We start from the raw sequence: 13,510 nt of genomic DNA on the forward strand, positions 1-13,510 counted from the left end.
ACAAAGTTATTTCAAATTGATATACTTTTGTAACCAGTATCACAGAGTATATCAGTATCATTCGTTATATCATTTAACTTGCAGTTATGGAAAGAGACCAAACCGAAGAATTAAGAGCATTGCAGGACACCCTATATTTCATTGGAGGAAAATGGAGAATTCCTGTCATCAATTCGCTATGCAACGGCAACAGACGTTTCCGAGAAATCGAAAGAAGCATCCTGGGAATTACCACAAGAATGCTTTCTAAAGAACTAAAAGATATGGAGCTGAACAAGCTTGTAAAACGCACAGTTTATCCTGAAACACCTGTTTTAATCGAATATGAGCCGACCGAATATTGCAAAACTTTCGGAAATATTATCGGTGAAATGATAAATTGGGGAAGAGAACACAGAAAAGTGATTATTCTTGATAAAACATCATAGAGTAATTACACATAAAAATTTTTTATAAATATTAGTTGTAAGAATATATTCTATAAAGATTTTTTAATATTTTAAATATTTACAAAACAATAATCACAAATACGATCAAGTGAAAAAGAATGTATAAGATTTTTTATTTCAATGACTTTAGAAGAATCTCAAAAAACGATATAAAATCAATCAATTTTTCACTAATAAACATTTATCACAACATTATATCCCAAAAAAAGCCATTCTATCCCAGAAATTTCAAACCTTAACAATCAGTTTTCATATTTGTAATATAAAATCGCAGTAAACGGAAATGCAACCAGAGAGTAGGCAAAAAAACTTTTTATTTGCCGAAGTCATCATTTCCCTTGCTTTTAGGCTTTATCCGAGACGTTAATTAGAAATCACTAAATCCAAAAAAAAGATAATTCAGCGAAAATACACAGTATTAATATTACGGCAGATAGCCATCAAATTTTTGGTAATTTGAAAACTATTTTGTGGCACATATAAATTAATTATGGGCAAGTTTTGACAAGATAATGGACACGGACAAGCACGAGAAATTTCTTTAAATTAATCGCATGACACCTATACATGCCGACTTGACTTTAAAACAAAATTTAGAAAAACTTAAAAAATAACTATGAAAGAAGTAATAACTATCTCGGCTTTAATGGCTGCTTTGATTGTTTCATCCTGCGGTTCAGGCGAAAATAAAAACGCAGAAACAGCACAACAGACAGTAACTACAACTACTTTTACACCTGGACTATACCTAACTCTACAGAAGAATCTTTTCATGAAAGTTTCGCTGAAGTTGCCCCTAGTCGCAGACCATACATTTCTTAGTTACGTTATAAAAATAGGTATATCTGGCATCTCAACATTGCATCGCCAAATACTGATGAGGATAATATTACGATGTGGCAAGGCTCTATTTCGGACATTCAAGGGATAAAGAAGGTCAGAAGCAAAATTTTGATTAAGATGATATCTCCTTTGGTCTTTCTTATAGATTCCCCCTGATAAAACAAAAGCTGGAAGGAAAAAATAAGATTCTTCCGTAAGCTACATTGCCATGACCACTCGCCTGACAGCTCACCATTCACGGACAATGGCTTCGTTCAAACCTATTTCTCTGAAGATTTATTATTCGACTCGTTTTGCATGTTTTTCATTTTATGAACTGGACTGAAAAAACAAATGCTTAAATGAAATCTATCAGTAGTTAAGTACTCAAATCCATATCATTCCAACTCACTCCGTTTGAAAGCATCCACGTTAAAGCATGTCCCCGTTCATGTATTACTCCGCCGTTTGCAATGGGATCAAAATTTTCAGGAACTGTTTTCCTGCCCATTTGTGCGCTTCTGACAGCATTGTGTATGCAGTAAAACAGATCTTCTTTCTTTCTCAGCTTTTCTTCCGAAATTACATCTCTTTTTTTAATCCAGTCTTCTATATTTTCGTCCAGTGGGCAGGCGTGGTCATTCAGGATTTCCTGCATCTGCACTCCGGTCATCATTTCTCCTGTAAAGTCGGGTTCTTTATAACCAAAGTACCATGCAAGCGGCCATGCGTTTTCAAATTTCCAGCCAATCAGGTTTCTTGCTTCCTCGTCATTTCTGGGTGATTCCAGAATCAGTTTTTCATCCTCAGCGATGTAATCTTCAAGCTGGTTTCGCTCTGCAAAATCCAGAATTTCTTCATCAGGAAGATTTTCCGGCGGTACCATTATCCAAAGCACAATAGCTTTGATAGCATGAAGCCGTTTCGCGATTTCAATGGCAGGACGGATTTGCGTTTCAAGCTCTGTTGGAAGGGAATTGGCAGGTTTAAAACCTGCATAAAGGCAAACTGAAAGATTTTGAAGTCTTATTGCTGTCATCCTCGGTTATTTTCCTGTAAGAGTCGATCAGATTTTCAATCTCAAAACTTTTTTCCTCTTTATGATTTTCAGTATTGCCTAATAATTTTTAAAAAAAGCTCATCATTTCAATTTTTTCTCATAGAGTATATATTCAAATATAAAAATTTTATCCCTTTCACGTGATACTATTTCAGTCGCGTGTATTAATTTTACGTAATTTGCTGACTATATCTCTTTTGGTAGTGATAAATATTTTGGTAAATATTGTTGAATTTTATCATTTTCCACTGTATAAACCTGCTATAACGCATTTTAAAAGCACTAAAAGTAATTTCGGAAATATTTTTTGATAAATTTTAAAATTAAGGTCTGAATTTTGTATTTTTAGTACAGAAATCAGTATGTATGAAAAAATTATTCAGTTCAAAATCTTTAATTTATTTTTTAATTTTCAGTATCGTTTTATATTCATGTAAAGAAGAAAAACCCGACGTTTCAGACCCTAAAGACCAGAAAACTATTTCTAAAGAGATAGCAGAAGTTGCTAAAGATCCAGATTCTGTAGTAGTAAAACCTGTAAAGGAGTCGGTGTCGCCGATGATTCAGGAAAATGGTTTTTACAGTGGAATTATTTTTCCAAAAGACAAAAAACTCAGAGACTCACTTTACGCCGATTTTGAAAAGAAATACAGCGCAAAAGACAGATATACCATTTTAGCCCTGAACAGACTGGATTCCAAATTCAAAAGAAGCGCAGATACTCTGGTCATTCCTGCAACAATTGATTCTACCTTGATGGCTTATTCTCCATTTCCGTTGCAGCTTGATGTGCTGTCCAACGTGAAAAAGTTTGTTATATTTTCTTATCCAATTCAGGCTTACGGAGTTTATTCAAACGGAAATCTTGTGAAATGGGGACCGACAAGTATGGGAAAAAAAGCTGCTCAGACAACGAGAGGATTGACTTTTGCCAACTGGAAGAAAAAGCTCGCCATTTCTACGGTGGACAGCGAGTGGAAACTTCCGTATAATTTCAATATTCACAATTCCGGTGGCATCGGATGGCATCAGTACGAGCTTCCGGGCTATCCAGCATCTCACTCATGTTTAAGATTGCTCATGAAAGATGCTCAGTGGCTGTATTCGTATGCTGACACATGGATTTTAAATCCTGGAGGCGCTACAACCAAAGCTAAAGGTACACCTGTAATGGTTTATGGCGATTACAAATGGGGCGGACAAAAACCGTGGAGAAAACTTTTATCTGATCCCAACGGAAACAATATTTCAGTTCAACAGATGGAAGCTTTGCTGAGTCCTCATGTCGAAAAAATGGTGAAAGAACAGACCAACAGGGAAAAAGTTGCAGATTCTATATCGCAGTCAAAAGCAATGGAAGCTCAGAAAATTCAGGAATCAGGAGAAATTGGCAGCTGATCTTTGTCTTCAAAAGGAAGTGTAGATTCTTCGGCGAATTTTCTGAGTTTCAGCATTTCTTCCTTTCCCTTAAACTGTCCAAATCTTGCAGCCGCATAGGTTAGACCAATAAAAAATAACATAACAAAAGATAAAGTGAGTGCCCACGGGTACTCATTTGTTTTTATCTGCTGCTCTACATAGTACATCGTAAAAAAAGTCATCCAGAAAATTGAAAACAGGAAGTACAGAAACATAAAAAAAGTCCAGACCGCTGAGCTTGGTCCGAAAACGCCTCTCACTACAGTGTTGTCATCTTCAGCTTCAATACGGAGTGCAAGTTGGGGTTTCCAGTAGTTGTCGTCTTCAGTTTTTACGCAGATGGTAGCTACTTCTTTGTTTACGTTTCCCTCAAATTCTTGCGCATGGGAAGCCAGATATTCTTTAAGATTAACCGCATAATCTTCTTTGGAAAGAAGTGTGAACATCTTAAATCTGGGCCTGTTTCTTATTCTGTCTAAAGTAGTTTCTTCTGTATTCATATTATTCCTGATAAGGTATTGGATCTTCTAAAATAAATTTAATTTTCATCGGTTTAAACTTTCTTTCAATTTCCATTTCAATAGTTTTGCCATCCTCAGATTTCATGAGATCTACAATTTTCTGCATCGTCATGTCAGAAGTTTTTTTTCCGTTTATTTTTATTAAAAGATCATCTTTCTGAAGGCCGGCAAGAGCTCCGGGAGAATCTTTTCTTACTCCTGCGATTGAAAAAATCGGTTTTAAAACAAATTTATACTGTAAAGCGTTGTTGATGACTTCGGTACCCTGAAGATTAGTGTTTTTCTTAGTTTCAATGTGCATCAAATCCTGTTCCCATTGCATTCCATCCTGTTTAAAATCGATGCCGCTCATGTTGAAATGAAAAGGATCGTCAAAATTCCGGTTTTTCTTCAGATACAGTTTTTCATTTTTATAATCGAATGCCACCGTAAACCTGCGGAGAATTTCACTTCCAATTGATCCCTTTCTGTCTTTAACCAAATTTAAATTCTGAATTGAATACTCGTCAGGCATTGCAATCAGAGGCTTTTCAAATTTAAATTTACCCAAATATAAATTGTGAATACGGCTTCGCTTTCCAAAAATATCTCCGTTGAAACCCCGTCCAAGATAATCTTCAATATTCGGACGGTTATAAACGAAATCTTTGATCAGTTTGGGAAAAAGCCAGATGGCATCCGTATTTCCAAGATCTAAAAGGAGTTTTGAATCTTTAGGATCATTTGTCATTTCCACATTTGCTATAATATAAGGTTTGTATTTTTCAATGGTAATCGGGAACTCCTCAAATTTTCTGACTTTCGACTGAAAGCTTTTATCGTCCGGAAAAAGCGTCATTTTTTTAGATTCATAATCAATAATTACCTGAAGGTTTTTAAAAAACTGATATCCTATAATGCCGTTTACGGGAATTCCGATGTGGGAAGAAATATTAAATTCAGGATCTGAAATAATATAGAATGCAAAGTCTTTGTTGGTTAAATTTTTACCAATTTTAGCAACATTTCCTTCTGACTTGAAACCGTCAATACTTCCACTGGTTCCCAGACCTGTAAATGTTGTCTTTTCGAGGTTGCTCAGTTGGATATCTTTGTTTTCAAGACTGAAAATTGTAGTTTCATTGACACCTGAATCCACAAAAAAGGTAAGTTCGACGCCATTTACTTCAATCGGAATAAAAATCAGATTGTTAATCAGCTGAAAAGGAATCACCACTTTTTTGGGTTCACTCATCTCAAAAGCATTTTGAGCATTAGAAAAAATGCCCATCAGTAAAAAGAGTAAAATCCAGATCGGTTTCATCAAATGAATTTAGTAAATAAATCACTCAATGTCATAAAAAAACATCTTCAGGATATGAAAATGTTTTTAATTGTATGTATTGTGTTGTCTGTGAGTTATTTAGCGTAAAAATCCATCAGGTCAATGTAGTTTTTCTGGTTTACACCGTGACCATTCATATATTCTCTGAAAGAAAAATAACAGCTGAGGTCATACAGAAGATCTGCCGCTTTTCGTCCCCATTCCAGAGGAATTATGGCATCGTCGGTACCGTGAGAAATAAAAAATCTCAGGTTTTCGAGTTTCTTTTTCTCTTTTACAATATCTGTGAGCAGCTTTTCTTCAGGATAAGTGCTCATTAAAGCAACTTTATTAAATAATTCAGGATGTCTGAGTGCCAGAGCGTAGGCAAGGATTCCACCCTGACTGAAACCGCAGAGATGTGTTTTGCTGTCTGTCAAACCATAATGATTTATGATTGACATTATATTCTGTATCAGCACTTTAACCATTTCATTGGCCTGATCAATATCGATGAAGTTTTCAGGATTGTTAAAGTTGATGTCAAACCATGAAAATCCTTCATATTCTGTGCTTCGCGGAGCTCTGAAACTTATTAAAATCCAGTCTTTCGGAAGATCTTCTCTGAAGCTGAAAAGATCCTGCTCATTGCTTCCGTAACCATGCAGCATGAATAGGATCGGAGTAAAGGAGGTGATCTGTTCGGGTTCTCTTACGATGTAATCTAAATTCATAAAGCAAATATAATCAAATATTCATTTTTAAATGATTTCTGGTGATAGGGTGGAAGGAATTTATGATGTACTTTAATTTTGATGAATTGACATTATTTGAATAGCATTCTTAGAAAATTTTCATAAAAGTTATTTTTATATTGATAAAAATCCTATATTTGAATCATTAAAAATTTATCTGGAGAAATGAAGCATTTTTACACATCAAAAAGTTTACTTAAATTTTCTTTTTTATTCTTATTTGTTTTATCTGTATTTTCTTTAACAACATCTTGTAAAAATGATGATGATGACGAGGAATTTACTGATCACCTGGTACAGTTTCAGGTAAGAGGAGTAAAAGGAGGTGCACCTGCGGGAACAGAAAAAGTAGTAATCAAAACTATAGTTACACAGGTTGGAACGGTTCAGGATACGAAGTTTGATCCGGTACAGCCAGGAGTTCTTAACTGGGCAAGCGAAGAGTTTTTTGTAAACTCAAGCCAGGCACAGTTGAATCTTGACGCCAACGCAATTTTGCCAAACGGTGATTCTGAACTTATTGTTACCATTTTGGTAGATGGCGATGTTGCTGTTACAAAGAAAGTAGTGGGGTCTGGAAGCCAAAGTGTTTCTGTAGATTTCAGCTTTTTAGAATTGTAATTTGAAAGTTTAAAAACTTTAAAGCATAAAAAAACCGCCTGCTGGCGGTTTTTTCGTTTTCATTTAAATTGCTTTTACAATAAAGTAATTTTTCTTTCCTTTTTGCAGTAGGAGAAATTTACCGTCAATCAGATCATTTTCTGATGCGGAATACTGGTCATCAACCTTCTGTTTGTTTACTGAGATCGAATTTCCTTTCAACTCTCTCGCTGCTTCACTTTTAGATTTAAGAAATCCTGATTTTTCTGTTAGGAGTTCAATAATATTAATTCCTAAAACATCTGTTTTTGGAACATCTTTCTGAGGAACACCATCAAAGATTTCCAGGAAAATTTCCTCATCTAAACTTATCAAATCTTCAGCGGTAGATCTTCCGAATAGAATTTCGGAAGCTTTCACAGCTTTTTCAAATTCTTCTCTCCCATGGACCCAAACTGTAACTTCCTCTGCCAGTTTTTTCTGTAGCTTTCTTTCGTGTGGAGCTGTTTTGTGCTCTTCAATTAAAGCATCAATTTCTTCTTTTGGTAGGAAAGTATAGAATTTAATGAACCTTTCAGCATCGGTATCGGTAGCATTTAACCAAAACTGATAGAATTTGTAAGGAGAAGTTTTCTTCTTGTCCAGCCAGTAATTTTCGCCACTTTCAGATTTTCCAAACTTGGAGCCGTCTGCTTTTGTAATTAAAGGAACGGTCAGCGCAAATGCAGTTCCCTGCGCTTTTCTACGGATCAGTTCAGTTCCGGTGGTGATATTTCCCCATTGGTCAGAACCGCCCATCTGAAGTTTCACGTTATTATTCTGGTACAAATGCACGAAGTCGTAACCCTGAATGAGTTGGTATGTAAATTCTGTAAAACTCATTCCGTCTGCACCAGCTTCACCGGAAAATCTTTTCTTCACGGAATCTTTCGCCATCATGTAATTCACAGTTATATTTTTCCCCACATTTTTTGCGAAATCCAGGAAAGAAATATTTTTCATCCAGTCATAATTGTTAACCAATTCTGCTTTGTTCGCTTCCCTTCCTTCAAAATTTAGGAATCTTGAAAGCTGATTTTTCAGACATTCAACATAGTGGAGAAGGGTTTCTTCATCCAGAAGATTTCTTTCGGCAGATTTTCCTGACGGATCACCGATCATTCCTGTAGCGCCTCCTACCAAAGCAATTGGCTTGTGACCGTGTTGCTGGAAGTGAGCCAAAATTTTAATCTGAATCAAACTTCCGATATGCAAAGAATCTGCGGTAGGATCAAAACCGATATAGGCAGTCGTCATTTCCTTATCAAGTTGCTCATCCGTTCCCGGCATCATGTCTGCAAAAAGACCACGCCATTTCAGTTCTTCAATAAAAGAGTTCATTATTTTTCAGTTTAAAATTAAGTCGCAAAGATAAGAAATTTGAGTGAGTTGATTGGTGCGGGTTTTGGGGTTCGGGTTTCGAGTTGCGGGATTCGGGATTCGGGATTCGGGATTCAGGTTTCGGGTTTCGGGTTTTGCGATTCGTGGTTTAGGATCATGAATTAGTAATTTGAGATTTTTGTTTGGAGTGGTCGTTCGATATAGAAGAATTTGACCAACAGGTTTTTAAATATCAGCAGTGAGTAAAGACTTTTGACAAATTAAATCTCTATTTCTCTATTTAAAATCCGTAACCTCCATCTAATATCTCGGATCCCGTATCCCGCATCGCATATTCCGCATCTCACATCCCGCATCCGGAAACCCGTATCTCGCACCCGTTTGTTTTTTAATCAAAATCAATTATATTTGTTAGTAATGAACGACGAACAATTATTTCTGCTCATTTCCAAAGCCAATGATAAGGATCAGAAGGCTCAGACAAGGCTCATCAACATTTTCTGGGTTGATGTTTTTTCTTTTGTGATGAAAAAAGTAAGGGATGAAAACGACGCCGATGAAATCACAGTTAATGTATTCTCTAAGGTTTTGTCTAAACTGGATATGTATGATCCTCATTTTCAGTTTAAAACATGGATTCTGACAATTGCTCAAAATACCATCATCGATTTCTGGCGCAAAAAATCCCGCGAAAATCAGGATCCTACGGAGAATCTGGATGAGGTAAAAAATCAGTTTGCAAAATCTCCGGAAGAACTGATGATTTCTGATGAAGAGCAGAAAAAAATTATAAAAACAATAGAATCTCTCGACAAAAATTATCAGGATATTTTAAGACTAAGATTTTTTGAAGAGAAAAGCATCAAAGAAATTGCCGAAGAGCTTGGAATTTCGGTTGCCAATACCAAAGTCCGTGTAATGCGGGCTAAAAAAGTTTTGGCGGAGTTGCTTAAAAATAATGATTTCGAAGAGTAAATTATTTTTTTAAAATGAATTTAGTACATAAAAAATCTGAAATTTCAGAACTAGGTTTTACTGTGATTGAAAAGGTTTTTTCAGATTCCGAAATTGAAAAAATCAGTCAGGTGATCCAGGACATCGACACTTCAAAAGAAACGTTCAGAAAGTCGGAAGATCTTTTTGCCATACGTCAGTTTTTAAAGGAAATTCCTGGAGTAAGAGATTTGATTTTCAATGAAAATTTAAAGACTATCATTAAAGAAATTTTTGGAGAAAATTATTTTGCCGTTAAAAGCATTTACTTTGATAAACCCGAAAAATCAAACTGGTACGTTGCGTATCATCAGGATTTAACCATCTCTGTTGATAAAAAAGTTGAACTGGAAAACTTCGGACCGTGGACAACGAAACAGAATCAGTTTGCGGTACAGCCCCCTTTAGATATTCTTAAAAATATTTTCACCGTAAGAATTCACTTAGATGACACTGACGAAAATAATGGCGCTCTAAAAATCGTTCCAAAATCCCATGCAAAAGGAATCTACAGACCGGAAACCATTGACTGGAATGTGGAAACCGAAAATATCTGCAACGTTGTAACAGGTGGTGTGATGATTATGAAACCTCTGCTTCTTCACGGATCTAACCGAACGACGAATGGAAAGAAGAGGAGAGTGATTCATATTGAGTTTTCTGATAGGGAATTGCCGGAGGAATTGAATTGGTCGGAGAGGATGAATTGATAGTGCATAAAAATGATAAAAAGAAACTGGCTTTTGATTCCAATGCTGATTCTTGGATTTTATTATAATATGTGGAGAATCCAAAATGCCGATACAGAAATGGTGTTTCAGGAATTTTTCTATGCATTTCTGCTCTTATTATTTCTAATTTTTCTTGGTTTTGCTGTTAATAAAGATTTTAAAAAATATCACATTTCAAAATCATTGAAGAGTTTTATTCCTTCCACAATCGGATTTTTGATCTTAATTTCTTTTGCAGTGAATGCTTTTGTTCTTAGTTTGAGAGATCATTCCTGCGTTATAATGCATGCCGGATATGATGGAGATTTTAATGGTGCATGGTTTGAATTCAGGGAAGATGGAACATATAAATTTGTTGATCACGCCGGAATCGGAGCTGATATTACAAGAGGAAATTATGAAATAAAAGACTCAATTATAACTATTGACAGATGCAAAATTGGAAATGTAATTGTTTCGAATACTTTACTGTTTCGAGAGGAGAATTATGGAGATTCTAAATTTAAAGTTTTATATCAGATTAATAAAAATCATATCATTATAAATACCAATATTAAATTTTTAGTTAAGATGATTTACAAGATTGAAACTATGTGAAAGCATAATAAAAAAACCTCTTCCAAATCGAAAGAGGTTTCATTATTTTAAATTTAAATCGCACATTTCTATTTCACAGAAATCTCATCCACAAAAATATATGCATCACCACCTGCACCCTGATGCCATGCAGGAAGTTTTCCGAAGTGATACGCTTTTACTTTCAGATAACGTGCTTCAGTTGGAAGAACGTCTGTTGCAAAATCTTTCACCTGAACGGTTTCATCCTTCGCATCAATGTTATTTTCCAGCGTTTTCAGAAGAATAAAAGTTTTTCCATCCATTGAAGCGTAATATTCTACTTTTTTCGGCATTAAAATCCATGCACGGCTGTCCTGTAAGTAAGTTGAGGAAATATGATTCATCTGCTGAGGAGATTTAAAATCAATAATTGCTTCCACAGTTTGTCCCTGATAGCCTTGCCATTCGCCTTTGCGCCAGTTCACATCACCGTTGATTCCGTCGATGATTGCCAGTTTTCCACCTGCTGTGTACTGCGGATTCACGTTTGCATTAACCGTTACATCCCAATGATTTGGTCTTTTGTTGAAATTTGCAATTGTAATTCCGCTTTTTTCGCCGTTTCTCTCCGAGTAAGCTGACACCTTTGTTGTCTTATTGATAGTAAGCGGACCTTTGTAAGCTTTAAAAGATTTCTTTGCATTTTTGTCATCTTCATCCAAAGTCATATAATATACTTTGTCTTTTTCATCAACTGCTGTGATTTCTACCTTTGAAGTAACATCGAATAGTCGGTCTGCAGAAATGACTGGTGATGCTGTCTGTTCTTTGTATTTTAATTCTTTAGCCGCTTTTACATTTTCAAAACTTAAATGTTTAAGCTCACTTTTTGGAGTGTTTTTGGTGATGATTTTTGTTGTTCCATCTTCTAAATGAAGTTTAATTTCATCAAAATACGGTGTCACAGTTTCCCATTCAGCTTTTCCGGGAGTTACAGAATAAATTCCCATCGAGCCTAAAATGTACCATGCACTCATTTGTCCGCAATCTTCGTTTCCAATCAAACCATCCGGAGCATTTTTATAAAAATTATCTAAAATATATTTAATTTTTTCTTCTGTTTTCTGAGGCTTATCAACGAAATTATAAAGATAAGCGATGTGGTGACTCGGCTCATTTCCCTGAGCGTATTGTCCCATCAAACCTGTGATATCAACCTGTTCTCTACCTGTTGTTTTGTCGGGAGCTGAAAATATTGCATCAATAAACTGTTCAAATTTCTCCTTTCCTCCATGCGCCTGAATCAATCCCGGAATATCCTGCGGAACAAAGTAAGAATAATGCCACGAATTTCCTTCGGTATAGTTGTTATTCACTTCTCTTGGATCAAACGGTTCGTACCAGTTTCCGTTCTTTCTTGCCTGCATAAAACCGTTTTTAGGATTGTAAAGGTTTTTCCAGTTTTGTGAACGCTTCATGAAGTACGCATAATCTTCCTTTTTATTTAAAATTTTTGCCATTTGAGCGATACACCAGTCGTCGTAAGCATATTCCAATGTTTTTGAAACACTTTCATGCTCATCATCAATGCTGATGTAATTCTTATTTTTGTAAGCATCAAGTCCGAAAATATCAAGCATTGCAGAGTTTTTTGAAGCTTCGAAAGCCTTTTCGTAGTCAAAACCAGTAATTCCTTTTGCCATGGCGTCTGCAATTACAGAAACTCCGTGATAACCGATCATGCATTCTGTTTCATTCGAAGACAGTTCCCACACAGGCAGTTTTCCGCCCTGTTCACGCTGTTTGATGAAAGTATTGACGAAATCTGCGGTTCTTTTTCTGTCGATCAAAGTCATCAAAGGATGTGCCCCTCTGAAAGTGTCCCATAGTGAGAAAACCGAGTAGAAGCTGAAATCTTTAGCATAATAAAACTTATTGTCTCTGCCTCGGTATTTTCCGTCGACATCCATATTGATATTCGGCTGTGTGAAAACATGATACATTGCTGTGTAGAAGATTGTCAGCTTATTTTTATCATCAGATTTTACTTCAATTTTTGCCAACTCTTTGTTCCATTCTGCTTCAGCTTCTTTTTTTACAGCATCAAAATCATCCGACTTGCCTTCTGATAAAAAGTTTTTAGCAGCACCATCGTAATCTGTTGGTGAAAGGGCCACTTTTATATTAATTTTTTCACCTTTTTTTACGTTAGTGCTAAACGCTAAAGCAAGCTGAGTACCAGAGTAAAGATTGCTTTCCTGAGATCCGTTGGCAAGGCTTTTTGAAATTTTCATCGGTTTTGAAAACTCAATTCTGGCGTATACAAACTGATTCGTTGCCCAGGCTTCACTTCTTCTAAAAATTTCGATGGTTTTAGCATCAATAATTCTTATTTCGCCCTGTAAAAGTTTGTCGCGGTGGTTTAAATCTAAAACAATGTTTGCCGCTCCTGCTTTATTAAATTTATATTCGTGATAACCCACTCTTTTTGTCGTAGTTAAGCGAACATCAATATCGTGTTTGTCTAATTTAACCGAATAAAATCCGGCAGTTGCTTTTTCATTTTTATGAGAAAATTTGGATGAATATTCTTTAGAGCTGAAACTGGCTTTCCCCATAGTTGGCATCAGCATAATATCTCCATAATCTGAAACTCCGGTTCCGTTCAAATGCGTATGAGAAAATCCATAAATCACAGAATCGGAATAATGATATCCGCTGCAGCCATCCCAACTTCCGTCAATTCTGGTGTCGGGAGAAAGCTGAACCATCCCGAAAGGTACGGTGGCACCCGGAAAAGTATGCCCGTGACCGCCCGTTCCGATGAAGGGATTGACGTATTGAGAATAGTTTTGTGCGGAGATTTGGGCTATAAAAAATCCCAAAAGTACAGTTATAGTTTTTTTCATTTTAATAGAA

Annotated in this window: 13 protein-coding genes; 7 read left to right on the forward strand and 6 right to left on the reverse strand. The window is 35.9% G+C overall.

The features are described 5' to 3' along the window. The first annotated feature begins 86 nt into the window (after positions 1-86). Together IC610_RS00095 and IC610_RS00100 are read left to right on the forward strand one after the other, a co-directional pair. Positions 87-428 carry a winged helix-turn-helix transcriptional regulator gene (locus IC610_RS00095; RefSeq protein WP_191734661.1) on the forward strand — a complete coding sequence of 114 codons (342 nt, stop codon included), beginning with the start codon at positions 87-89 and terminating at the stop codon, positions 426-428. A gap of 637 nt (positions 429-1,065) precedes the next feature. Further along, complete coding sequence (locus IC610_RS00100; protein ID WP_191734662.1) at positions 1,066-1,380, forward strand: hypothetical protein; 315 nt, start codon at positions 1,066-1,068, stop codon at positions 1,378-1,380. A 270-nt stretch (positions 1,381-1,650) separates the two neighbouring features. On the opposite strand, the gene IC610_RS00105 is transcribed toward IC610_RS00100, so the two are convergent. Continuing rightward, entirely contained in the window at positions 1,651-2,310 is a 660-nt protein-coding gene (locus IC610_RS00105; protein ID WP_191734663.1) for a DUF4272 domain-containing protein, read from the reverse strand. Between the two features lie 387 nt (positions 2,311-2,697). Here IC610_RS00105 and IC610_RS00110 point away from each other — a divergent pair, with 387 nt between their 5' ends. After that, complete coding sequence (locus IC610_RS00110) at positions 2,698-3,729, forward strand: L,D-transpeptidase (protein WP_191734664.1); 1,032 nt, start codon at positions 2,698-2,700, stop codon at positions 3,727-3,729. Here IC610_RS00110 and IC610_RS00115 read toward each other — a convergent pair. The 3 genes from IC610_RS00115 to IC610_RS00125 all read right to left on the reverse strand — a co-directional run bounded on the left by IC610_RS00115 (position 3,702) and on the right by IC610_RS00125 (position 6,308). Continuing rightward, the gene (locus IC610_RS00115; RefSeq protein WP_056077902.1) at positions 3,702-4,250 is read right to left on the reverse strand and encodes a hypothetical protein; all 549 of its coding nucleotides are present in this window, start codon (positions 4,248-4,250) and stop codon (positions 3,702-3,704) included. The genes IC610_RS00110 and IC610_RS00115 overlap by 28 nt on opposite strands. A gap of 1 nt (position 4,251) precedes the next feature. Continuing rightward, a complete protein-coding gene (locus IC610_RS00120; protein WP_228462826.1) occupies positions 4,252-5,505 on the reverse strand; it encodes a PDZ domain-containing protein in 1,254 nt (417 codons plus the stop codon). 164 nt (positions 5,506-5,669) lie between these two features. Next, a complete protein-coding gene (locus tag IC610_RS00125) occupies positions 5,670-6,308 on the reverse strand; it encodes an alpha/beta hydrolase (RefSeq protein WP_191734666.1) in 639 nt (212 codons plus the stop codon). A 186-nt stretch (positions 6,309-6,494) separates the two neighbouring features. On the opposite strand from IC610_RS00125, the gene IC610_RS00130 reads away from it, so the two are divergent. Continuing rightward, on the forward strand, positions 6,495-6,950 hold the full coding sequence (locus IC610_RS00130) for a hypothetical protein (protein WP_191734667.1): 456 nt from the start codon (positions 6,495-6,497) through the stop codon (positions 6,948-6,950). Between the two features lie 63 nt (positions 6,951-7,013). Here IC610_RS00130 and tyrS read toward each other — a convergent pair whose 3' ends face one another. Beyond that, positions 7,014-8,309: a tyrosine--tRNA ligase gene (gene tyrS, locus IC610_RS00135; RefSeq protein ID WP_191734668.1), complete on the reverse strand. Its 1,296-nt coding sequence runs from the start codon at positions 8,307-8,309 to the stop codon at positions 7,014-7,016. 417 nt (positions 8,310-8,726) lie between these two features. Between tyrS and IC610_RS00140 the strand changes: the two genes are divergently transcribed. Genes IC610_RS00140 through IC610_RS00150 form a run of 3 tightly spaced genes read left to right on the forward strand, consistent with a single transcriptional unit; the run spans position 8,727 to position 10,630 of the window. Then, positions 8,727-9,284, forward strand: coding sequence for an RNA polymerase sigma factor (locus tag IC610_RS00140; protein ID WP_056077913.1), 558 nt, complete (start codon positions 8,727-8,729; stop codon positions 9,282-9,284). Positions 9,285-9,298: 14 nt separating this feature from the next. After that, on the forward strand, positions 9,299-10,012 hold the full coding sequence (locus IC610_RS00145) for a phytanoyl-CoA dioxygenase family protein (RefSeq protein ID WP_191734669.1): 714 nt from the start codon (positions 9,299-9,301) through the stop codon (positions 10,010-10,012). A 12-nt stretch (positions 10,013-10,024) separates the two neighbouring features. Next, entirely contained in the window at positions 10,025-10,630 is a 606-nt protein-coding gene (locus IC610_RS00150) for a hypothetical protein (protein ID WP_191734670.1), read from the forward strand. A 68-nt stretch (positions 10,631-10,698) separates the two neighbouring features. Here the strand turns inward: IC610_RS00150 and IC610_RS00155 are convergent, their stop codons facing one another. Further along, positions 10,699-13,500, reverse strand: coding sequence for a GH92 family glycosyl hydrolase (locus tag IC610_RS00155; protein ID WP_191734671.1), 2,802 nt, complete (start codon positions 13,498-13,500; stop codon positions 10,699-10,701). Positions 13,501-13,510: the final 10 nt, after the last annotated feature.

Origin of the sequence: Chryseobacterium caseinilyticum (genome assembly GCF_014837145.1) — a bacterium.
GTDB classification, from domain to species: Bacteria; Bacteroidota; Bacteroidia; order Flavobacteriales; family Weeksellaceae; genus Chryseobacterium; species Chryseobacterium caseinilyticum.

Bases quoted from the DNA above. Each gene is read 5' to 3' on its own strand.
- IC610_RS00155 (WP_191734671.1), bottom strand. From the start codon at position 13,500: ATGAAAAAAACTATAACTGTACTTTTGGGATTTTTTATAGCCCAAATC.
- IC610_RS00110 (WP_191734664.1), top strand. From the start codon at position 2,698: ATGAAAAAATTATTCAGTTCAAAATCTTTAATTTATTTTTTAATTTTC.
- IC610_RS00150 (WP_191734670.1), top strand. From the start codon at position 10,025: ATGATAAAAAGAAACTGGCTTTTGATTCCAATGCTGATTCTTGGATTT.
- IC610_RS00100 (WP_191734662.1), top strand. From the start codon at position 1,066: ATGAAAGAAGTAATAACTATCTCGGCTTTAATGGCTGCTTTGATTGTT.
- IC610_RS00095 (WP_191734661.1), top strand. From the start codon at position 87: ATGGAAAGAGACCAAACCGAAGAATTAAGAGCATTGCAGGACACCCTA.
- IC610_RS00125 (WP_191734666.1), bottom strand. From the start codon at position 6,308: ATGAATTTAGATTACATCGTAAGAGAACCCGAACAGATCACCTCCTTT.
- IC610_RS00120 (WP_228462826.1), bottom strand. From the start codon at position 5,505: ATGAGTGAACCCAAAAAAGTGGTGATTCCTTTTCAGCTGATTAACAAT.
- tyrS (WP_191734668.1), bottom strand. From the start codon at position 8,309: ATGAACTCTTTTATTGAAGAACTGAAATGGCGTGGTCTTTTTGCAGAC.
- IC610_RS00105 (WP_191734663.1), bottom strand. From the start codon at position 2,310: ATGACAGCAATAAGACTTCAAAATCTTTCAGTTTGCCTTTATGCAGGT.
- IC610_RS00130 (WP_191734667.1), top strand. From the start codon at position 6,495: ATGAAGCATTTTTACACATCAAAAAGTTTACTTAAATTTTCTTTTTTA.
- IC610_RS00145 (WP_191734669.1), top strand. From the start codon at position 9,299: ATGAATTTAGTACATAAAAAATCTGAAATTTCAGAACTAGGTTTTACT.
- IC610_RS00140 (WP_056077913.1), top strand. From the start codon at position 8,727: ATGAACGACGAACAATTATTTCTGCTCATTTCCAAAGCCAATGATAAG.
- IC610_RS00115 (WP_056077902.1), bottom strand. From the start codon at position 4,250: ATGAATACAGAAGAAACTACTTTAGACAGAATAAGAAACAGGCCCAGA.